The organism is Pseudomonas sp. P4_C1 (assembly GCF_056402155.1).
Map to the genome: position 1 here is coordinate 1 of NZ_JBFUHY010000083.1, position 20,252 is coordinate 20,252.

The window sequence follows — 20,252 nt, forward strand, 5'->3', positions numbered from 1 at the left end:
TGCGAGGCCGGGTGACTGTCGGGGGTACTTAAGCCAAAGTGGCTTTAGCTTTCTCGACAATCGCAGCAAACGCCGCTTTTTCGTTCACTGCCAGATCAGCCAGAACCTTACGGTCGATCTCGATGGACGCTTTTTTCAGGCCGGCGATGAAACGGCTGTAGGACAGACCGTTGATACGAGCACCAGCGTTGATACGAGCGATCCACAGAGCGCGGAACTGACGTTTTTTCTGACGACGGTCACGGTAGGCGTATTGGCCTGCCTTGATTACCGCTTGCTTGGCAACACGGAATACGCGCGAGCGTGCGCCGTAGTAGCCTTTAGCAAGTTTCAGAATTTTTTTGTGACGCTTACGGGCAATGACGCCACGCTTTACACGAGCCATGAGTTACTTCCTCTATTCTTGACTAAAATTAACGAAGGCGCAGCATGCGCTCGACTTTTGCCACGTCAGACGGATGCAGCAAGCTGCTACCGCGCAGTTGACGCTTACGCTTGGTCGACATTTTGGTCAGGATGTGGCTCTTGAAAGCGTGCTTGTGCTTGATACCGTTAGCAGTTTTCAGAAACCGCTTAGCAGCACCACTTTTGGTCTTCATTTTTGGCATGTTCGGATACTCCGCATTCAGTTGATAAACATAATCAGAAGGCCTGCCGTGCCCTGTTGATTACTTCTTCTTTTTCGGGGCGATGACCATGATCAGCTGGCGTCCTTCCATCTTAGGATGCTGTTCGACCGAACCGTACTCGAGCAAGTCACCTTCAACTCGCTTGAGGAGTTCCATCCCCAGCTCCTGGTGGGCCATCTCACGGCCGCGGAATCGCAAGGATACCTTGGCCCTGTCCCCATCACTCAGGAAACGTACCAGGTTGCGCAGTTTTACCTGGTAATCCCCTTCCTCCGTCCCTGGACGAAACTTGATTTCTTTAACCTGAATCTGCTTCTGGTTTTTCTTGGCCGCAGCAATCTGCTTCTTCTTTTCGAAGATCGATTTGCCATAGTCCATCAGTTTGCAAACAGGTGGTACTGCATCGGCGGAAATCTCCACCAGATCCAGCTTGGCCTCTTCAGCCTTAAGAAGCGCGTCTTCAATTGACACAATCCCAAGCTGTTCACCTTCAGCTCCAATTAACCGAACCTCGCGTGCCGAGATATTCTCGTTGATCGGGGCTTTCGGTGCAGCTCGTTTATCTTGTCTCATTTCACGCTTAATAATAATTACTCCGAATCTGGGCGACCACGCCGGGAAACCGCTTGCGCGAGAAACTCAGCGAACTGGGCGACGGGCATCGAGCCCAGGTCAGCACCTTCACGAGTACGCACAGCGACAGTCTGCATCTCGACTTCCCGATCTCCGATAACCAAGAGAAAAGGAACCTTGAGCAAAGTATGCTCGCGGATTTTAAAGCCGATCTTTTCATTTCTCAAGTCAGACTTGGCACGAAATCCGCTTTCGTTGAGGGTTTTTTCAACTTCAGCGGCAAAATCAGCCTGTTTATCAGTGATATTCATCACCACTGCCTGGGTCGGAGCCAGCCACGCGGGGAATGCGCCCTCGTAGTGCTCGATCAGAATTCCGACGAAACGTTCGAAGGACCCCAGGATCGCCCGGTGCAACATGACCGGGTGCTTGCGGCTGTTGTCTTCGGAGACGTATTCGGCTCCCAGACGGACAGGCAGGTTAAAATCGAGCTGCAGGGTACCACATTGCCAGACGCGACCGAGGCAATCTTTCAGCGAGAACTCGATCTTCGGACCGTAGAACGCACCCTCGCCCGGCTGCAGATCGTACGGCAGGCCCGCGCTATCAAGGGCTGCGGCCAGTGCAGCTTCGGCGCGATCCCAAAGCTCGTCGGAACCGACGCGTTTTTCCGGACGAGTGGACAGCTTCATCTCGACATCGGTGAAGCCGAAGTCGGCGTAGACATCCATGGTCAGCTTGATGAAGGCAGCGGATTCAGCCTGCATCTGTTCTTCGGTGCAGAAAATGTGCGCGTCGTCCTGGGTGAATCCACGCACGCGCATGATGCCGTGCAAGGCACCCGATGGCTCGTTACGGTGGCAGGCACCGAATTCGGCCAGGCGCATCGGCAACTCGCGATAGCTCTTCAGGCCCTGGTTGAACACCTGCACGTGGCACGGGCAGTTCATCGGCTTGATCGCGTAGTCGCGGCTTTCCGACTGGGTGGTGAACATGTTGTCGGCGTAGTTGGCCCAGTGCCCGGACTTTTCCCACAGGCTGCGGTCAACGACCTGGGGGGTCTTGATTTCCAGGTAACCGTTGTCGCGCTGCACCTTGCGCATGTACTGCTCGAGCACCTGGTACAAAGTCCAGCCATTGGGGTGCCAGAACACCATGCCCGGCGCTTCTTCCTGGGTGTGGAACAGGCCCAGGCGCTTGCCGATCTTGCGGTGGTCGCGCTTCTCGGCTTCTTCGATGCGCTGGATGTAGGCGGCCAGTTGCTTCTTGTCGGCCCATGCGGTGCCGTAGACGCGCTGCAATTGCTCGTTCTTGGCATCGCCACGCCAGTAGGCGCCGGACAGCTTGGTCAGCTTGAAGGATTTCAGGAAGCGGGTGTTCGGCACGTGCGGACCGCGGCACATGTCGACGTATTCTTCGTGATAGTACAGGCCCATGGCCTGCTCGTTCGGCATGTCTTCGACCAGGCGCAACTTGTAGTCTTCGCCACGGGCCTTGAACACTTCGATCACTTCGGCGCGCGGAGTGACTTTCTTGATCACGTCGTAATCTTTCTCGATCAGCTGCTGCATGCGCTGTTCGATGGCCGCCAGGTCGTCCGGGGTGAAAGGACGCTCGAAGGCGATGTCGTAATAGAAACCTTCGTCGATGACCGGACCGATGACCATCCTGGCGGTCGGGTACAACTGCTTGACCGCGTGGCCAACCAGGTGGGCGCAAGAGTGGCGAATGATCTCCAGCCCCTCTTCATCCTTTGGCGTGATGATTTGCAGCGACGCATCGCTGTCGATGATGTCGCTGGCGTCGACCAGCTTGCCATTGACCTTGCCGGCCACGGTGGCCTTGGCCAGGCCTGCACCGATGGATGCGGCGACCTCGGCTACGGAAACCGGGTGATCGAATGAACGTTGACTGCCGTCGGGAAGAGTAATAGTTGGCATGGCGCCTCCTCTCCTAGTGGTGACCCCTACCAAAGGTCACGTGGGTTGGGATGAGCCAGTACAAGATCCGGTCCAGGCCATTCAATGACGAACGCCTGCCTTACAGCGGCAGGAGCCTTGCGGCCAACCGGAAAACCGAACCAGAGTGACTGGGATTCAAATCAGGGTTAATCGCGCATCTGCCGCTGCCGGGACTGAAGGTCCGTCGGAGCCTGCAAACGCCCGAGCGAGGCATGCTAGCACAGATGAACGGTAGTAGCTGCGCAGAGGTTTTCCAACGCGGTAAATCAGGCGTTTTTATGCCAGAGTGATGAACTTGAGCCGCGCATTAGCGCTCAGATAACAAGACATTGACCCCATAGGAGCATCCTGGCATGCATCTGAATCGTTTATTCGCTGTAGTTGCACCAATCGTTCTGCTGCTGCCGCTGGCCGCCCACGCCGAATGGCCAAAAGGTGAACGCGAGAAGTACATGTCTCAGTGCGTTCCCGCGGCCGCGCAACAAATCGGTGAGGCGGCGGCCAAGGCCCACTGCGCTTGTGGTGCCGATGCGATCAAGTCGTTCCCGGCCAGCGACATTCAGGCATTGATGGACAACAAAGCCAGCGACGCCCTGAAACAGAAAGCCTTTGGCCAAATTGCAGCCTGCAAAGCTGATAACAAAGCCAAAAAATAAGCACAGATCCATGTTCTCAAGCCCTGTTTTACTGGCAAAAAGCACTCGAAACGGGTCATTTCGTACAATTCATGCAGGTTTTACAGCTTTTTTTATCGTCTTTACTTTCGGCTAAGAGCCTTATAAAACGGGGCTTTCAGCCATTTCAAGACATAAAGAAACCGCGACTGATCGGCAAACAGCTCGCCCGGGGGGCTCCCAAAGCGAACATTTCGACTATGATACCCGGGTGTGCCCAGTTGGCCTGAGCAGCACAGTACTACTGAAAATATATGTTTCTTGGAGATACACCATGTCTAATCGCCAAACCGGCACCGTTAAATGGTTCAACGATGAAAAAGGCTTCGGCTTCATCACTCCTCAAGGTGGCGGTGACGACCTGTTCGTACACTTCAAAGCTATCGAAAGCGACGGTTTCAAAAGCCTGAAAGAAGGCCAGACTGTTTCCTTCGTGGCTGAGAAAGGCCAAAAGGGTATGCAAGCTGCTCAAGTTCGCCCAGAGTAATTTCCAGGCGCACTAAAAAAACCCCGTCCATGTGACGGGGTTTTTTATGGCCGGAACAAAAGCCGGGCGATCAGCCGCAGTTGACGCGGGTCACTGCCCGGCTGGCATCGGTGTTCAGGTTCAGGCGATCGGAGCGGTACTCCAGCGTCACCATATCGGTTGGCAGCAGGAACCGTGCACTTTGCGCCCCTGCCCGGGTACGCGCCTGCTCGAGCAATTGCGGCGAGGCCTGTTTGCCGATGGTGAACTCGGCAGCCTTTGCTTCACAGCGGCTGTAACCCGTGTCAGTCGTCGCAACATCCGTTGTTGCCGACTCCGTAGAGGCAGTGCTGCAACCGGCCAGCGTGGCAACGGCCAACAAAGTACCCAATGACGCGAGCTTCCAAGGCATGAAGCCTCCTTATTCAATGATTAAGCTGAGATCGTGCGACAACCAGACTGGCGTTTGGTTTCACAGGCAGTGCCCATGATCCGGACGAGCCGCGATTCTGCCTGAGCGTCGCCCCGCCCTTAATCACTGAATCGTGACTGAATATGAACGACGCTCAATAGACGTCGATGTAGTCGTAAGGAGGATTGGGCCAGTTCTCTTTCAAGGCATTGAAGATTTGCATGACCCAGACTTCATCGCTGGCCGCGACCCGCCCGACATAACCGGAGCCCTTGGCCCAGGTTTCGAGCCGGAACAACAAGCCATCGATATCGGTGCCGCCCACGACACCCGAGGAAATGTAGGCAATGCCTCCTTTGGTGACCCGCAACTGGGTGTGCTCATCGTCACTGGCGCCGGCCAGCAACTGACGCACCGCCTCAAGGGTCAGGCCATCCGGGGAGTTCAAATCGATCTGCACAGCGCATTCCTTGAATATTCGTCAGAGACCAAGTGTCGCACAGCCCCCTTTCATGCCTAAGTCGACGTGTCAAAAGCCCCGCAAAATGGTTAACTCGGCACTCAGACTCCCCCGACCTCACGAGCGCCATCATGACCACCGTAAGCATCGACGCTGACATCAAGGCCAAGTGGCAAGACGGCCACAGCTCCTACAGCCCAGGCAGCACGGAAGAGCTCGCCATTATCGGCATCGACCTGCTGGTCAGGGACCTTGGAACCGAAGCCGCCCAATCGTTCATTGAGCAGATCTTCGAGAAACATCTGTCGGACCAAAAGACCTGAGCGGTTAGCGCGAGGGCGTGAAACCACCTGCAGGAGATGATGCTTACTTCAGGCGAGCCAGGCGCTCGGTCAGCAGATCGAAGAAGCCCTGGGCATCGCCGCCTTCAACCCAGAAGGCATTCTTCGGCGCCTTCAGGCCGTCATACCAGTCAACGATGGTTTGTCCAAAGGTCGGTCCTTCGCGGCTGTCGACAACCACGTTGACCGTTCGACCGCTGAACAACTGCGGCTTGAGCAGGTAAGCGACGACCGTGGCGTCATGCACCGGGCCGCCCGGAATGCCGTAGTGCTCCATGTCGCCCTTGATGTATTCATTGAGAATGTCGCTCACCAGCCGGCTGGCGTTGTTGTTCAGCGCGGCAATCTGTTTCAGGCGCGCTTCGCTGGTCAGGATCTTGTGGGTCACATCCAGCGGCAGGTAGGTCAGCTTTACGCCACTCTTGAGTACCACTTCGGCGGCCTGCGGATCGGCGAACAGGTTGAACTCGGCCACCGGCGTGATGTTGCCGCCATTGAAGTGCGCACCGCCCATGACCACCACTTCCTTGATGCCCTGCACGATACCCGGCTCCTGGATCAACGCCAGGGCCAGATTGGTCTGCGGGCCGAGCATGGCGATAGTAATGCTGTGGGGCTTGGCCGATTTCAGCACATCAATCAGGTAAGTCACCGCACTGCCCTTTTCCAGGCCCTTCTTCGGCTCATGCACGGCGACGCCCGACAGACCTTCCTTACCATGAATATCCTCGGCATAAATCGGCGTGCGCATCAGCGGCCTGGGTGCACCGGCATAAACCGGCACCTCCTCACGCCCCGCCCACTCCCGGGCCAATCGTGCGTTGCGCGAGGTCTTGTCCAGGCGAACGTTGCCGGCAACGGTGGTCAATGCCCGAACATTCAGCTCGTCCGGCGATGCCAGGGCGAACAACAGGGCAACGACATCGTCGGCCCCCGGATCGGTGTCGATGATCAAGTCGATCTTTTGTGCCGCCTGGGCGTTCGTTGCGGTCATCAGGGACAAAAGCAGCAGACTCCGGAGCAATGGGTGCAGTTTCTGAGCATAGCGATACGGGGCGCACTCCTTGTGCCAGGGACATCAAAACGCGGACAGCCCGTCAAAACGTAACGCCGGCGACCAGCGCAATGTTGCAGTACGGCTGACACTCGCCTGTCCGAACAATCGCCCTTGCCTGCCGGCTCAGGACCTTGAATTGTTCATGGGTGAGCACTTCACGCCGACCCAATGCGCCTTCGCCGTCCAGTTCATCCAGTGCGACCAGGGCCGGCGGCTTTTTATCGAAGATTTCCTGAGCCAGCACATGGCTTTCGACCTGCATCTCACTGAGCACGACCTTCAAGGTGCTGACAAAATCCGGAATGCCATGGGTCAAGGCCAGGTCGATCAATTCAACGCCCGGTGGAACCGGCAACCCCGCATCCCCGATGACGACCCTGTCGCCATGCCCCAATGAGGCTATCAGCCGTGACAGCGCAATGTTGAGCAGGGGTGTCTTTTTCATGGAGTTTTAAACGCCTGTACATCGCTCAAGGCGGGAATTGAAGGTTGTGCGCCGGCACGGGTGACCGACAGCGCCGCAGCCACCTGCCCGAAACGGATCGCCTGCACCTCATCTTGACCCGCGGCCAGCGCCGCAGCGAAACCGCCGACAAACGTATCGCCGGCCGCCGTGGTATCGACAGCCTTTACCACGGGCGCAGGGAAATGTTCGAAGCGTTGGCCATCGGCAAACAGCGAACCTTGCGCACCGAGGGTGATGATCACCTTGCCGGCGCCCATGGCAATCAGGCGAGTCGCCGCGGCTTGGGCGGTGTCCAGGGAGTCCACCGAGAGACCGCTCAGGGCTGATGCCTCGCTTTCGTTGGGAATCAGGTAATCGATGGACGCGTACCAGTCCGATGGCAGCGGGCGGCTGGCCGGTGCCGGATTGAGGATGACGGTCTTGCCCAGCTCGCGACCGCGCTTGAGCGCATGGCCAACGGAAGCATCGGGCACTTCCAGCTGACAGATGAGCACGTCCGCCGCGTGTATCACCGAATCAGAACGGTCAATGGCTTCTGCGGTCAATGCACCGTTGGCCCCAGGGACGATCACGATGCTGTTCTGACTGCTGTCGTCGACCACGATCAACGCCACGCCGCTGGAACCGTCAACGGTGCTCACCGCCTGGCAATCGATCTGCTCGGCCAACAGCGCCCCGCGCAGCGCCTCACCATAAGCGTCATTGCCCACGCACCCGATCATCGACACCTGGGCCCCCAACCGCGCCGCAGCCACGGCCTGATTGGCGCCCTTGCCACCGCAGACGGTGGTAAACGACTGACCAATCAGCGTTTCACCGCCCTTGGGCAAGCGTGGTGCCCGGGTCACCAGGTCCATGTTCAAACTGCCTATTACCACTACTTTTGCTGGCATATATTGCTACTCATCGATTCTGTTTCGGCGGCGCTGTGGGTTCAGCGGCTTTCTGTTTTCAATGGCTTTCTGTTTTCAACGGCTTTCTGTTTTCAACGGCTCTCTGTTTTCAACGGCACTGGGCAAACACGCCGGCCAGCGGCGCCGTCGATTCACGCATGACGATACTCGGCGTCACGATCCGCTGATCGGTCGCCAGGCCCGGCGTGGCGATTCGCCGTAAAAGCACTTCGGCGGCCATTTCGCCGAGTTGCAGGATCGATTGCCCCACCGTGGTCAACGACGGATAGACATAGCGACTCATCTGGATATCGTCGAAGCCGATCACCGACAACTCGCTCGGTACGCGAATGTTGCGCTCGGCGGCGGCCCGTAGCACGCCGATGCCGATCATGTCGTTGGCCGCAAAAATGGCGGTAGGCGGGTTGTTTTCCAGCAAAACCGCGGCGGCGCCGTAACCGCCAGTGCTGGTGAAATCGCTTTCCAGCATGCGCCCGGGAGAAACTTCGACGCCCGCCTCCTTCAAGGCCCGGCGATAACCCGCCAGACGCATCTGCGCCACGCTGGTGTTCTCTGGCCCGCTGATCGTAGCGATATCCCGATGCCCCAGTTCCAGCAGATGCCGGGTCGCCAGATACGCACCGTATTCATGGTCGATGCGCACCAGGTCCGCATCGACACCGTCCAGTCCGCGGTCGACGATCACCATGGGTGTGCGAACGCCTTTCAGGCCTTGTACCAGGCGACTGTCGCCACCGGCCGAGGCGACAATCAGGCCGTCGATGCGTTTTTCCAGCAGTACACGCAGGTAGCTGCGCTGCTTGTCCGGATTGTCGTCGGAGTTGCACAGGATGACGCAGTAACCGTTTCGCTCGCAGTAATCCTCGATACCCCGGGCCAGTTCGGCGAAATACGGGTTGAGGCTGTTGGGCACCAACAGGCCGATGGTCGCCGTGGTCTTGGCCTTGAGCGAGCGGGCCACCGCGCTGGGGACGTAGTCGAGGGTCTGGATTGCCGCCTCGACCTTGATCCGCACTTCTTCACTGACCGGGCGGGTCTTGTTCACCACATGGGAAACCGTGGTGTAGGAAATGCCGGCAAGGGCTGCCACATCTTTGATCGTCGCCATGACTCAGGTCCGCCGGCTTGCGCGTTGACTGCGATAAGTGTCCAGCACTACCGCCACCACGATCACCGCGCCGGTAATGATGCGTTTGGTCGGCTCGGTTGCCCCGATCTGCGCCAGCCCCGCGGCCAGCACGGAAATAATCAGCACGCCAAAGAACGTGCTGATCACCGAACCGCGCCCGCCCATCAGGCTGGTTCCGCCGATCACGACAGCCGCGATCACTTGCAACTCAAGACCGGAGCCAGCATTCGGGTCGGCGGCTTCCAGGCGGGAAATCTGGAACAACGCGGCAATACCGGCCAGCAACCCCATCAGGCTGAAGACCAGGATTTTGTAAGGCTTGGGATTGATCCCCGCCAACCGCACCGCCTCTTCGTTGGTGCCGATACCGATCAGGTAGCGACCGAACACCGTGCGTGTCAACACGGCCTGGGCGATGAAAATGATCAGCAACGCGATGATGAACGACGGTGAAATGCCGAAGGCGATCGGGTTGGACAACCAGGCGAACGCATCGCCGATGTAGGCCGTACGCGAGCCGGTCATCTGGTACGCCACCCCGCGAGCCATTTCCAGCACGCCCAGGGACACGATGAACGATGGTATCCGCCATGCCACAGTGATCGAGCCGGTGATGGTACCGGCGAGCGCCGCAACGGTCATGCCCAGCAGCGCCGCCGGCAGCACGCCCCAGCCCCAGCCAAGAATCGCCACGCTCACGGTCGAAGCCGCCAATGCCAGCACCGAACCTACCGACAGGTCGATGCCACCGATGATCAACACAAAGGTCATGCCGACCGCCAGCACCATCAGATCCGGAATCTGGTTGGCCAGGGTGCTGAAAGTATCGTAGGACAGGAAGTGACTGCTCAGCACCGAGAACAGCACGATCATCGCCAACAAGGCACCCGCCAGGCCCAGATAGGTGCCCAGGCCGTAGAAGTTGCCATTGCGTTTGCCGGCGAAAGAAGCGGTTTTCATGGAAGATCCCCAGGCGCAGCTTCAAAGAGCTGCGCATCACGTTTTTGGTAGCCGGCAAAAGCAGCGGCGAGCAACTCATCCTGGGTCCAGCTGTCGCGATCGAATGTATCGATCAGGCGGCCCGCCGACAGCACGCCGATCCGGTCGCAGATCAGCATCAGCTCGCGCAGGTCGCTGGAGACCACCACCAGTGCCTTGCCCTTGCGGGTCAACTCACCGAGCAGGTTGTAGATATCGAACTTGGCGCCGACGTCGATGCCGCGGGTCGGTTCGTCGAACAGCAGCACTGAGCAATCGCGCTCCAGCCAACGGCCGATGACGACTTTCTGCTGATTGCCGCCGGACAACTCGGACACCAACTGTGCCGGACCGGAGCTGCGGATGCGCATGGCGTCGATCTGACGCTGGGCCAAGGCGTTCTCCTCATCGCTGTCGACCAAGCCAGCGCCGGAGATACCGGGCATGTTGCCCAAGGCGATATTGGCGCCGATCGATTGGGTCAGCAAAAGGCCTTCGCCCTTGCGATCTTCGGTGATCAAGGCAATGCCATGACCGACCGCATCCACTGGCGAGCGTACATTGATGACCTGCGCCGGCAACCCCAGGGCAATCGTGCCGCTGTCGGCGATATCGGCACCGAAGATCAGACGCAGCAACTCGGTGCGCCCCGCGCCAATCAAACCGGAAATGCCGAAAATCTCTCCGGCACGGACTTCGAACGACACGTCGCGAACCTTGTCGGCACGGCTCAGGCCCTTGACCGTCAACATAGGGGCGCCGATCTTGCGCACCCCCATATCGATGTGTTCGCCGAGTTCGCGCCCAACCATCAGGTTGACCAGCTGCTCACTGTTGTAGTTGGCCATTGGCTCGACGCAAACCAGATTGCCATCGCGCAGCACGGCAATGCGTTGCGCGACGCGCGCCAGCTCTTCGAGGCGGTGGGAGATGTAGATGATCGATACGCCGCGAGCCTGCAGGCGGGTGATCTGTTCGAACAGCATTTCGACTTCGCGCGCAGTGAGCATCGCCGTCGGCTCGTCGAGAATCAGCACATGGCAATCGCCAATCAGGTTGCGGGCGATCTCGACCATTTGCTGATGGCCGATACCCAGTTCGCCGACCAGGGTGTCCGGGTCAATGGCGTCGAGCCCAACCTGGGCCATGGCTTCGATTGCAGCCTTGCGCAACTGCTTGCGATTGATCCAGCCGCCGTTGCTGGGCAGGTTGTCGAGAAACAGGTTTTCCGCCACCGACAAGGTCGGCAGCAGATTGAGTTCCTGCATCACCATACGGATACCGAGGTTTTCAGCCTGAGCCCGGCTACCCGGACGATAGTCCTGCCCCTGAAACTGCATCTGGCCGGTGGTCGGCGCCACCAGCCCGCCAATAATCTTCGAAAGCGTGCTTTTGCCTGCACCGTTCTCGCCGGTCAACGCCAGCACTTCCCCGCGCATGAGCGTCAGGTCGATGCCGGCCAGGACCGGTTGGGCGTAGGTCTTGCCGATACCGCTGACCGAGAGGACAGCGTTCGGAGCGCAAACTGACATAAAAACTCTCCATGCGCTCGTCCGGCTGGACGAGCGCCGTTGCGTCGCCAGAAGGCTACTTGGTGACCAGTTCTACCGGCGTTTCGATCACGCCATTGGCGCCGCTGTCGACCGTTTCACCCTTGAGAATTTTCAACGCAGTCTCTATGCCGAACACCGCCTGTTTGGCCGCGAACTGGTCCGCGGTGGCCAGCACGCGACCGTCCTTGAGCATTGGCTGGATGGCATTGATGTTGTCGTAGCCGACCACTTGCACCTTGCCAGCCTTGCCCGCGGCGCGCACCGCAGACACCGCACCGACCGCCATGCTGTCGTTGCCGGCCAACAGGGCCTTGGTTTGCGGGTATTCACTGAGAATCGACGCGGCCACCTTGTTGCCCTTGTCGATCTCCCAGTCACCGGATTGCAGGGACACGACCTTGATCTGCGCCGCTTCCATCGCATCCTTGAAACCCGCTGTGCGCTGCTGGGCATTGGTGGTGGTGGACACACCTTCGATGATGCCGACTTCGTCACCGGCCTTCAGCTGTTTGGCCAGGTAATCCCCCACCAGCCGTGCGCCCTTGCGGTTGTCCGGGCCTACGAACGGAACATTGATGTTTTTGCTTTTGACGACGGCGGGGTCCAGCTGGTTGTCGATGTTGATCACGGTGATACCGGCATCGATGGCTTTCTTGATCACCGGAACCATGGCCTTGGAGTCTGCCGGCGCAATCACCAGTGCATTGACCTTGGCCAGGATCATTTGCTCGACGATGCGCGTCTGGCCTGCGGTGTCGGTTTCATCCTTGATGCCGTTGGAGATGAGCTCGAATTCGCCGGAGTGATCTTTCTGGTAGGCCTTGGCGCCGTCTTCCATGGTCAGGAAGAACTCGTTGGCCAGGGATTTCATGACCAGCGCGACTTTCGGTTTTTCCGTGGTTTCAGCAAAGGCCGAAGAGACAGGCAGTGCAGCGGATGCGGCAGCCAGCATAGCGACAGCGAGAAGACGTCCAGCGAATGGCAGCTTCATGGGTTCACTCCGATCTTATGATTATTGTGAGCAACGCTTGCGCTGGCGTAAGCTTCACGGCCCACCGTGATGGAAAGCCATCACTGGAGCCGCGCAAACGTTTGCGTGAAGCAAACTATGCGAACCCTGCCGGTATTTGTCAACGACCTGAAAAGTGCTTTCAGAGATGTTCAGCGAAAAAACGGCATTCAACTCATGCCGTGGTGTTGACCACCGATCCCGTACCGGAACCCTTGGCCAGCTCCTTGATCAGGCTCGCACTCACTTGCAGGATGGCGCCGTTGGTGTCGGCCACCTGCCCCTGAATGGCCGCTACCGCGGTGGTCTTGGCTTGCGGAGTCGGATAGGACGCCGCCTGGGCTTGCGCCAGTTGCTGCTGTTGCTCGCGCAATTGCTGCTGCAACTCCTTCAGACGCTTGAGCAGGACCTTCACCGCAATGCTGGTGTTATCGCTGGTTTGCGATTCGGCCTGTGCGCCGGCACTCTCCCCCAGACCTACCGGGCCCGTCTTGACCTGGGTGCCGTCGCTTTTCTTTGCATCCAGCGCTTGAGCAGCCGCATCGGCTGCTGCGTCGCTCAGGGCACGAAGGGTAGTGGCCGATTTGCCACCGATGGTGATGCCGGTGGCATTGGGAATGCCAACAGATAAGGACATGTGAACTCCTGAAGAAAAAGATCCCTTGAAGGAGCATCGACCGGCGCGAGCGTTTCTTTAGTCGTCAGTGATGATTTGACCCGTTGAAATCTTAAACAAGACCGCGATCCGTTTCGGAGAGCCGAACGCGAAAGTTAAACATGTTCGGCATTCCGGACGCCCCGCCCCCGAAACCGGTCTGGACACATACAGCAATACCGTTACAAATCATTAACTTAGGCATATTTTTCGATTCAGGGTATTACTGGTACAGATCCTGCTCTTCCCCTCGCACCCCCGGCGTTCAGATTCGCCCGGGGCATATCTAGATGAACCTGCATTTGCATCGCCTCACAACTAGAAGAGAAAAATAATGACATCTGCACTCAAGAACTTTGTTCCGGGCGCCTTGGCCCTCCTGCTGCTTCTGCCCACCGCCCTTCAGGCCAAAGAAGCCGAAACCCAACAGAAACTGGCCAACGTGGTGATCCTGGCCACCGGCGGCACCATTGCCGGCGCAGGGGCCAGCACCGCCAACAGCGCAACCTATCAAGCGGCGAAAGTCGGCATTGAACAGTTGATCGCCGGCGTTCCTGAGCTGAGCCAACTGGCTAACGTTCGCGGCGAACAGGTCATGCAGATCGCCTCCGAAAGCATCACCAACGAAAACCTGCTGCAACTGGGTCGCCGCGTAGCCGAACTGGCCGACAACAAAGACGTCGATGGCATCGTGATCACCCACGGCACCGACACCCTGGAAGAAACGGCGTACTTCCTGAACCTGGTGGAAAAAACCGAGAAGCCGATCATTGTCGTGGGCTCGATGCGCCCGGGCACCGCGATGTCCGCCGATGGCATGCTGAACCTGTACAACGCGGTGGCCGTGGCCAGCAGCAAAGACGCGCGGGGCAAAGGCGTGCTGGTGACCATGAACGATGAAATCCAGTCGGGTCGCGACGTCAGCAAGATGATCAACATCAAGACCGAAGCGTTTAAAAGCGCCTGGGGTCCACTGGGCATGGTGGTAGAAGGCAAATCCTACTGGTTCCGCCTGCCGGCCAAGCGTCACACCATGGATTCCGAATTCGACATCAAGAACATCAAGAGCCTGCCTGACGTCGAAATTGCCTATTCCTACGGCAACGTCAGCGACACTGCTTACAAGGCCCTCGCTCAATCCGGCGCCAAAGCCATCATCCACGCCGGCACCGGCAATGGCTCGGTATCGTCGCGGGTAGTTCCATCCCTGCAAGCCTTGCGCAAGGACGGCGTGCAGATCATTCGCTCCTCCCATGTCAATGCCGGCGGCTTTGTATTGCGCAACGCCGAGCAGCCAGACGACAAATACGACTGGGTCGTGGCTCACGACCTGAACCCGCAAAAGGCCCGAATCCTGGCAATGGTCGCGTTGACCAAAACCAATGACAGCAAAGAGCTGCAACGGATGTTCTGGGAATACTGATTCGCCCTCGCCCGACCGATCCGGTCGGGCACCCCCGTGCGCCATTCGCCAGCCTTGGCGAGTGGCTGCCGCTGTATCTGACAAAAAAACTCCCTTCGTCTTACGCCAAACGGAACAAACCGCTGTCAGAGGATTTTCTTGAATTTTAAGTAGTTGCGAAAATGCTTACAGTTAAATACTGTATGTACGTACAGCTTAATAAGGATAATCCCGTGGACACCACCTCTGCCTCTCCTGACACCTATGTACGCATGGGCCTGCGCGTTCAGAAAATCATCAACTCTCCCACCGCACAAAAGGCAAGGGCAGCACTGATCTTCCGCCTTCCTGACGAGCCGGTGGATGAATGGGAACGCTTGCTGGAAGAAATCGACGAGAACGACAACGTCACCCTCGCCTATCGCGACGATGGCGGCGTGCAGATTTTCTGGGTTGTGCCGAAGGAAGATTGAGTCGATGAGTGCCCGCTGGTTTGCTTTGCTGTTCCTGTTTTTTGTCGTGGGCGCGCAAGCCGACGCCCCGCGCACCTTCACCGAAGCGAAAAAGGTGGCGTGGAAGCTCTACGCGCCCCAATCCACCGAGTTTTACTGTGGCTGCAAGTACACCGGCAACCGGGTGAACCTTGCCGCTTGCGGTTACGTGCCACGTAAAAATGCCAAACGCGCATCCCGCATCGAATGGGAGCATATCGTTCCGGCCTGGCAGATCGGCCATCAACGCCAGTGCTGGCAAGAAGGCGGCCGCAAGAACTGCACCCGCTACGACCCGGTTTACCAAAAGGCCGAGTCCGATCTGCACAACCTGGTGCCCAGCATTGGCGAGGTCAACGGCGATCGCAGCAACTTCAGCTTCGGCTGGTTGCCCGAGCAGTCGGGACAATATGGTTCGTGCCTGACCCGGATCGACTTCAAGGCCAGGAAAGTCATGCCCCGCCCTTCCATCCGCGGCATGATCGCCCGAACGTACTTCTACATGAGCAAGCAGTATGGTTTACGCCTGTCGAAACGTGATCGGCAATTGTACGAAGCGTGGGACAAAACCTATCCGGTTCAGGCCTGGGAACGGCAACGCAACCAGAGCGTGGCGTGCGTCATGGGGCGCGGCAACGAGTTTGTCGGCCCGGTAGACATGAAGGCCTGCGGCTGAATCCAGGCAATAGCCGAAATTGAAAAGGCCTCGGAGCTGAGCACCCGAGACCTTTTTTGTTTCTTGAGCATCCGCAATACAGACGTTACTGAGCGGCCGGGCGCTCAAGCACCAGCAATTCGATGTTCTGTTTCTTCGCGCGAGTGAGCGCCGCACGGACTTCATCCTGCCTGGCTTCGGCCTCGGCTTTCGAATTGAACGGCCCCATCAGGATTCGCGTATTGCCATTTTCCTTGACGACGCTGGACATGAAGCTGTGCTCGATCAGCCAGCCACTCAAATCGCTGACTGCCTGAGGGGTTTCACCTCGCACTTCAAGATCCCATTGCGGGCCGGACACCGCCGCGGGTACGGCAGCCATGGCCGGTTGAGGCTTCGGCGCATCCACACTGCTGCCCTCGCCACATCCCGCCAGCGCCAATATCGCGATTACCAAAACCATTTTGCGCACGGCGTTTCCCTCTAAATCCATAAAGCTGGGATTTTAACATCCATGAATACTTCACGAGTGCCGTAAAATGGGCTCAAAACAACGAGAATGATGGTTGCGGCCTCTGTATAGTTACGCCTTGGGAATTAATGCCACATCTGCACGTCAGAAAGAGGCACCCAAACCACGAGACTTCGCACTAATCTATACATACCACCGACCTCTGCACTGTCCGAATCAGGTGCCCCACAAAGCAATCAAGGAGAAGACCATGCTGATACTCACCCGCAAAGTCGGTGAAAGCATAAACATTGGTGATGACATTACGATCACCATCCTGGGCGTAAGCGGCCAGCAAGTCAGGATCGGCATCAACGCCCCGAAGGACGTTGCAGTGCATCGTGAAGAAATTTATCAGCGCATTCAGGCTGGCCTGACCGCCCCGGAAAAGCCGCAACCCTGAATCCTGTTGCAGTCAGTAGCCAGCCCGTTCAGCCCGCAATCACGGCTGGCTAAAGATTCGGCATTGCATCGCTTCCGCCTGCTTTCCACACAAGCCTCCAGGGGCCGACTCTAACGACAAGCTCAACGCTCTGGCTGTCAGACCTTTCTGTTCACTCCATGGAAGTACGCGTTCGCTACGTGATCAACCAAACATCACGCCACGCGCCATACCAGTCGCCGCTACCACCATCAGCAGCACCAGCAGCGCCTCGACATGACTGATCCGCGCAAATAGCTTCGCACGACCTGTATCGATCGCCACTTTACGGGCAAGCGCTATCCGCCATTTGATCAGCGTCACCATTGGCGCAATCTCCAGCAGCAAGATCAGGACGAACAGCGTCATCTTCAGATGAAACAGCGGCTGATGCAGGTAATAGTCCGTGCCTTTCTCGTACCCGCCAAAGGCTCGCATCCCCCCGCTGATCAGCAAAACGACAGCTGTAATACCCCAGATATTGTCCGCCATCAGAACACTGCGCACTTGCGCGGCCCCATCGGCCAAACGTCGAAAAGCTGTGCCTCGAACCAACACCGCCCAAAATCCCAAGGCAAATGCCAGAAGATGAACCGCCGCTAGAAACCAGTGAGTCAGCATCGAGAAACTCCTGCCAGGTCGAAGTTGTATGAGCCTGTCAGTAGTAGCCCATGAAATGTCTGCTTGCACACATCTGCGGACATTACCCGGAACACAAATGACAGACCTACTAGACTCCATTGCGCTGGTATTGAGCGTCCGTGACAGTACCAACCCCAACGACCACTCACTCTCACCGCATTGAACCGGGTAAACAAAGTCATGTGTGAATCATGTGATTCAAGCTCTGCTTCAAACACAACAGGCCGTCGTCGTTTTCTTCAATTTGCCGGGTTGAGCGCAGGCGCCCTGCTGCTGACCGGCACACTGCCCGGCAAGCTCATCCAGGCAGCCGAAAAAGCGTCAGCCCCACCCAAACCTCAAAACGTAATCAGCCCCGATATGGCGTTGAAAAGACTGATGGAGGGCAATGAACGATATGTAAGCGGTACTTCCACGACACACGATTTCAAGGCTGAGCGAGAGGCCCTGGTGTCCGGTCAAAATCCGTTCGTGGCAGTACTGAGCTGCTCTGACTCGCGGATCGCCCCGGAATATGCGTTTGATACCGCGCGAGGCGATCTTTTCTCCATCCGCGTCGCGGGCAACTTCGTGACCCCGGAAGGCCTGGCCAGTCTTGAATACGGGGTTGCCGTACTGGGCGCACCGCTGATTCTCGTACTCGGTCATGAGAGCTGTGGCGCCATCGAGGCAGGCATCAAGGCCGTCAAGGATCAGACAATTTTCCCCGGCCATATCCCGAAACTGACTGACGCACTCAAGTCGGCAATCGAGACAGTACTGAAGCAACCCGGGAGCTTGATGGAAAACGCCACCGCGCAAAACGTCAAAAACTCTGTCAACAGCCTGAAACAGGCCTCGCCATTGCTGACAGATGCGCAGAGCAAGGGCAAGTTGAAGATAGTGGGAGGCATTTATCGCCTGGCGAGCGGCAAGGTAGAGTTGATCGTTTGAACCGCAACACGCACATCGCCCGCATCGGAGCACAACCCCGCAAGCAAAGAGCCCAGCACGATGGCTGGGCTCTGTTTATTTTCGATTTTCCATCATTTTGTCGGCGAGGGTTTTGGCCCTCTCGATCAACAGGTTCTGCCTGTCTTCGTGCGTAGCACCGCCCACAACCGGGGCAGTCAGATTGCTTTCCGCAATCAATGCAGCGCAGAAGTATTGATCCCAGACAGCCTTGTCCACTGATGCCGGTTTGATGATTTGATCGACGTTCATAGGCGGCTCCTTTCGATGAGGCAGCCCCACTAGTTTACGCCTGAATGGCAAAGAATCCGGACTATCGTCCACAGTGGCTCGCCATTCGTCGCCTACGAAAACACAACGAGGAATTCACCCACTTCCGCGGCTTGAGGATTGCTAAGATCGTGCGTAGCAGCGGCCGGAACGACATGATTCTGACGCAGTAGCCATTCAACCAATGCTTAAGGACTCCAGCGATACGCTTGGCCAGTCACCAGGAGATGTAACGTGTCAACGCTCAACGAAATCGCAATGAACCACGCAAGAATGGCCAGGGAAAAGGCAGCAGAATCGATCGAACCGAGCGAGCGGCAGCTCCAGATTGTAGGAAGCATCGAGGTACCGTCCATTGAAGTACCGCAGAACATCTCACTGCACCTGATCGCCGGAGTGCAGGAGGGACATCTTGCCCATGCGACGGGTTTCGCACTCTGACCTTTTATGAAGCAGGCGACACCCGGATCGATGTACCCGGCAAGAGTGACAGCAGAACCCGACCGYCGCGCCGCTTATTGATTGACAGCTAAAAGCTACTTCGCGACATACCTCGCGCCATGTGGATCGTTGAGTTTTGCCTGCAATATCCCCCACTCGCGCTGAATGATCGAATAAGGAATAAAAATGCTGATCCTCTCAGCCCCCTTTACGCCGGAGTTATTGCTCACATCGTTCAGAGTGGTTGAGTAGAAACCGATATTGATGCCGACAATACAGCCGTCACTGGTGAGGACCGGCCCACCCGACATGCCCTTGACCAGCGGGGCATCATGGATGGCATAGAGATCACCGCTGTGTTCGTCAGCGTTGACGAAAGGCGTTTGATACACCTTGCCTTTCCCGGTAGTGGTCATGAGGTAAGGACTCGTCCCAACGGCAGTGATGCTCTCGCCCACACGCGGTGCGCGCCATGATGGGTAGCGGCCGCTGGCCTTGTGCTGGATGAAGACGAGATCACAGCCTGTACTGCAGCTGTACTTCACGTTGGGGATGAACGGAGTATGGCGGGTGGTTACCGCATAGTCATCGTTCCATTGCACGGCCGAGGCCATGTATAGATACGGTGCGGGAAACCCCGAGTGGACTAAAAAGTATGAATCATTGGCAGGACCCGAAAAGTCGGGTTTTACCATGCCGTTGCATCCTGCAGTTACAGCTCCAATTAAAAAGTAGGCCATGATCTTGATCATGATATATCACCGACTTAATTGGGAGAATGTGACTGTTTTTTGTTGTCAGTATTTTGGCTTTTATCGGATTGCAGTACTCCTCGCCGCTTGATCTAGTTGGACGTTTTCTTACTTATGGCTGAGTTTGCAATGACGCGTATGAATAAATCGTGCTAATGCCAATTGCTTTTCGATCAACTTCAAAAGTTCAAATATTTGGCGCCTGAAAATTGTTAAAGACGAGAAAAGAAACCAGGGGTTGCTATCGACTCCTTCGTTGATGGCACCAACGATCATGAAAAGTGGCGCCTACCTGAATCAATCACTATGCCCGCCACCCACAAGAGCGACAAGTACAAGCGGTCGCAAGCGCAAGAACATTTAAACCGGGCGCCTATACAACAGGCAATTCGCCAATAGCAACCCCGGACCGTTTCAATATCGACGGAACGGGTTTTAG

At 57.3% G+C, this 20,252-nt stretch carries 27 protein-coding genes; 9 read left to right on the top strand and 18 right to left on the bottom strand.

Annotated features, from left to right (window positions below; translation table 11 throughout):
* Positions 1–28 precede the first annotated feature (28 nt).
* The 4 genes from rplT to thrS are packed head-to-tail and all read right to left on the bottom strand — an operon-like array spanning position 29 to position 3,142.
* On the bottom strand, positions 29–385 hold the full coding sequence (gene rplT / locus AC1DU9_RS25880) for a 50S ribosomal protein L20 (protein ID WP_007905879.1): 357 nt from the start codon (positions 383–385) through the stop codon (positions 29–31).
* Between the two features lie 28 nt (positions 386–413).
* Complete coding sequence (rpmI, locus tag AC1DU9_RS25885) at positions 414–608, bottom strand: 50S ribosomal protein L35 (protein ID WP_002553160.1); 195 nt, start codon at positions 606–608, stop codon at positions 414–416.
* 60 nt (positions 609–668) lie between these two features.
* Positions 669–1,220, bottom strand: a complete 552-nt coding sequence (gene infC / locus AC1DU9_RS25890; RefSeq protein WP_172435341.1) for a translation initiation factor IF-3 — start codon at positions 1,218–1,220, stop codon at positions 669–671.
* Positions 1,220–3,142, bottom strand: coding sequence for a threonine--tRNA ligase (gene thrS, locus AC1DU9_RS25895; RefSeq protein ID WP_223457162.1), 1,923 nt, complete (start codon positions 3,140–3,142; stop codon positions 1,220–1,222). The genes infC and thrS overlap by 1 nt, the downstream gene beginning before the upstream one ends.
* A 374-nt stretch (positions 3,143–3,516) precedes the next feature.
* On the opposite strand from thrS, the gene AC1DU9_RS25900 reads away from it, so the two are divergent.
* Together AC1DU9_RS25900 and AC1DU9_RS25905 are read left to right on the top strand one after the other, a co-directional pair.
* Positions 3,517–3,819: a hypothetical protein gene (locus AC1DU9_RS25900; protein ID WP_223457161.1), complete on the top strand. Its 303-nt coding sequence runs from the start codon at positions 3,517–3,519 to the stop codon at positions 3,817–3,819.
* 292 nt (positions 3,820–4,111) lie between these two features.
* Positions 4,112–4,324 (top strand): cold-shock protein, encoded by a 213-nt coding sequence (locus AC1DU9_RS25905; protein ID WP_003179963.1) that lies wholly within the window; start codon positions 4,112–4,114, stop codon positions 4,322–4,324.
* Positions 4,325–4,394: 70 nt separating this feature from the next.
* Here the strand turns inward: AC1DU9_RS25905 and AC1DU9_RS25910 are convergent, their stop codons facing one another.
* The gene (locus AC1DU9_RS25910) at positions 4,395–4,715 is read right to left on the bottom strand and encodes an I78 family peptidase inhibitor (protein WP_477810997.1); all 321 of its coding nucleotides are present in this window, start codon (positions 4,713–4,715) and stop codon (positions 4,395–4,397) included.
* A gap of 154 nt (positions 4,716–4,869) precedes the next feature.
* On the bottom strand, positions 4,870–5,175 hold the full coding sequence (locus tag AC1DU9_RS25915; RefSeq protein ID WP_007975706.1) for a hypothetical protein: 306 nt from the start codon (positions 5,173–5,175) through the stop codon (positions 4,870–4,872).
* Between the two features lie 131 nt (positions 5,176–5,306).
* Between AC1DU9_RS25915 and AC1DU9_RS25920 the strand changes: the two genes are divergently transcribed.
* Entirely contained in the window at positions 5,307–5,498 is a 192-nt protein-coding gene (locus AC1DU9_RS25920) for a hypothetical protein (protein WP_150752671.1), read from the top strand.
* Positions 5,499–5,541: 43 nt separating this feature from the next.
* Here AC1DU9_RS25920 and AC1DU9_RS25925 read toward each other — a convergent pair whose 3' ends face one another.
* From AC1DU9_RS25925 to AC1DU9_RS25960, 8 genes are all read right to left on the bottom strand, one after another.
* Complete coding sequence (locus tag AC1DU9_RS25925; protein ID WP_477811004.1) at positions 5,542–6,510, bottom strand: nucleoside hydrolase; 969 nt, start codon at positions 6,508–6,510, stop codon at positions 5,542–5,544.
* Between the two features lie 103 nt (positions 6,511–6,613).
* Entirely contained in the window at positions 6,614–7,018 is a 405-nt protein-coding gene (gene rbsD, locus AC1DU9_RS25930; protein ID WP_477810998.1) for a D-ribose pyranase, read from the bottom strand.
* A complete protein-coding gene (gene rbsK / locus AC1DU9_RS25935; RefSeq protein ID WP_223457153.1) occupies positions 7,015–7,932 on the bottom strand; it encodes a ribokinase in 918 nt (305 codons plus the stop codon). Before rbsK ends, rbsD begins: the two co-directional genes overlap by 4 nt.
* Before the next feature lie 109 nt (positions 7,933–8,041).
* On the bottom strand, positions 8,042–9,061 hold the full coding sequence (locus tag AC1DU9_RS25940) for a LacI family DNA-binding transcriptional regulator (RefSeq protein WP_223457151.1): 1,020 nt from the start codon (positions 9,059–9,061) through the stop codon (positions 8,042–8,044).
* Positions 9,062–9,064: 3 nt separating this feature from the next.
* Entirely contained in the window at positions 9,065–10,042 is a 978-nt protein-coding gene (locus tag AC1DU9_RS25945) for an ABC transporter permease (RefSeq protein WP_477810999.1), read from the bottom strand.
* A complete protein-coding gene (locus tag AC1DU9_RS25950) occupies positions 10,039–11,592 on the bottom strand; it encodes a sugar ABC transporter ATP-binding protein (RefSeq protein WP_477811000.1) in 1,554 nt (517 codons plus the stop codon). Before AC1DU9_RS25950 ends, AC1DU9_RS25945 begins: the two co-directional genes overlap by 4 nt.
* Before the next feature lie 55 nt (positions 11,593–11,647).
* Positions 11,648–12,604, bottom strand: coding sequence for a sugar ABC transporter substrate-binding protein (locus AC1DU9_RS25955; protein WP_223457145.1), 957 nt, complete (start codon positions 12,602–12,604; stop codon positions 11,648–11,650).
* 193 nt (positions 12,605–12,797) lie between these two features.
* Positions 12,798–13,259, bottom strand: coding sequence for a hypothetical protein (locus tag AC1DU9_RS25960; RefSeq protein ID WP_477811001.1), 462 nt, complete (start codon positions 13,257–13,259; stop codon positions 12,798–12,800).
* 352 nt (positions 13,260–13,611) lie between these two features.
* Between AC1DU9_RS25960 and AC1DU9_RS25965 the strand changes: the two genes are divergently transcribed.
* The 3 genes from AC1DU9_RS25965 to AC1DU9_RS25975 all read left to right on the top strand — a co-directional run bounded on the left by AC1DU9_RS25965 (position 13,612) and on the right by AC1DU9_RS25975 (position 15,846).
* Positions 13,612–14,700, top strand: coding sequence for an asparaginase (locus tag AC1DU9_RS25965; protein WP_477811002.1), 1,089 nt, complete (start codon positions 13,612–13,614; stop codon positions 14,698–14,700).
* 161 nt (positions 14,701–14,861) lie between these two features.
* Positions 14,862–15,152 carry a DUF1654 domain-containing protein gene (locus AC1DU9_RS25970; RefSeq protein ID WP_223457138.1) on the top strand — a complete coding sequence of 97 codons (291 nt, stop codon included), beginning with the start codon at positions 14,862–14,864 and terminating at the stop codon, positions 15,150–15,152.
* A 4-nt stretch (positions 15,153–15,156) separates the two neighbouring features.
* Positions 15,157–15,846, top strand: a complete 690-nt coding sequence (locus AC1DU9_RS25975; protein ID WP_223457137.1) for an endonuclease — start codon at positions 15,157–15,159, stop codon at positions 15,844–15,846.
* Between the two features lie 85 nt (positions 15,847–15,931).
* On the opposite strand, the gene AC1DU9_RS25980 is transcribed toward AC1DU9_RS25975, so the two are convergent.
* A complete protein-coding gene (locus AC1DU9_RS25980; RefSeq protein ID WP_223457135.1) occupies positions 15,932–16,297 on the bottom strand; it encodes an SPOR domain-containing protein in 366 nt (121 codons plus the stop codon).
* A gap of 250 nt (positions 16,298–16,547) precedes the next feature.
* Between AC1DU9_RS25980 and csrA the strand changes: the two genes are divergently transcribed.
* A complete protein-coding gene (gene csrA / locus AC1DU9_RS25985) occupies positions 16,548–16,739 on the top strand; it encodes a carbon storage regulator CsrA (RefSeq protein WP_053161267.1) in 192 nt (63 codons plus the stop codon).
* Positions 16,740–16,922: 183 nt separating this feature from the next.
* On the opposite strand, the gene AC1DU9_RS25990 is transcribed toward csrA, so the two are convergent.
* Positions 16,923–17,378, bottom strand: coding sequence for a DUF2214 family protein (locus AC1DU9_RS25990; protein ID WP_477811003.1), 456 nt, complete (start codon positions 17,376–17,378; stop codon positions 16,923–16,925).
* A gap of 201 nt (positions 17,379–17,579) precedes the next feature.
* Between AC1DU9_RS25990 and AC1DU9_RS25995 the strand changes: the two genes are divergently transcribed.
* Complete coding sequence (locus AC1DU9_RS25995) at positions 17,580–18,332, top strand: carbonic anhydrase (protein WP_223457131.1); 753 nt, start codon at positions 17,580–17,582, stop codon at positions 18,330–18,332.
* Between the two features lie 75 nt (positions 18,333–18,407).
* Here the strand turns inward: AC1DU9_RS25995 and AC1DU9_RS26000 are convergent, their stop codons facing one another.
* On the bottom strand, positions 18,408–18,602 hold the full coding sequence (locus AC1DU9_RS26000; RefSeq protein ID WP_150727129.1) for a hypothetical protein: 195 nt from the start codon (positions 18,600–18,602) through the stop codon (positions 18,408–18,410).
* Positions 18,603–18,854: 252 nt separating this feature from the next.
* Here AC1DU9_RS26000 and AC1DU9_RS26005 point away from each other — a divergent pair, with 252 nt between their 5' ends.
* On the top strand, positions 18,855–19,061 hold the full coding sequence (locus tag AC1DU9_RS26005) for a hypothetical protein (RefSeq protein ID WP_223457129.1): 207 nt from the start codon (positions 18,855–18,857) through the stop codon (positions 19,059–19,061).
* A gap of 95 nt (positions 19,062–19,156) precedes the next feature.
* On the opposite strand, the gene AC1DU9_RS26010 is transcribed toward AC1DU9_RS26005, so the two are convergent.
* Complete coding sequence (locus AC1DU9_RS26010) at positions 19,157–19,756, bottom strand: trypsin-like peptidase domain-containing protein (RefSeq protein WP_477811005.1); 600 nt, start codon at positions 19,754–19,756, stop codon at positions 19,157–19,159.
* Between the last annotated feature and the right edge of the window lie 496 nt (positions 19,757–20,252).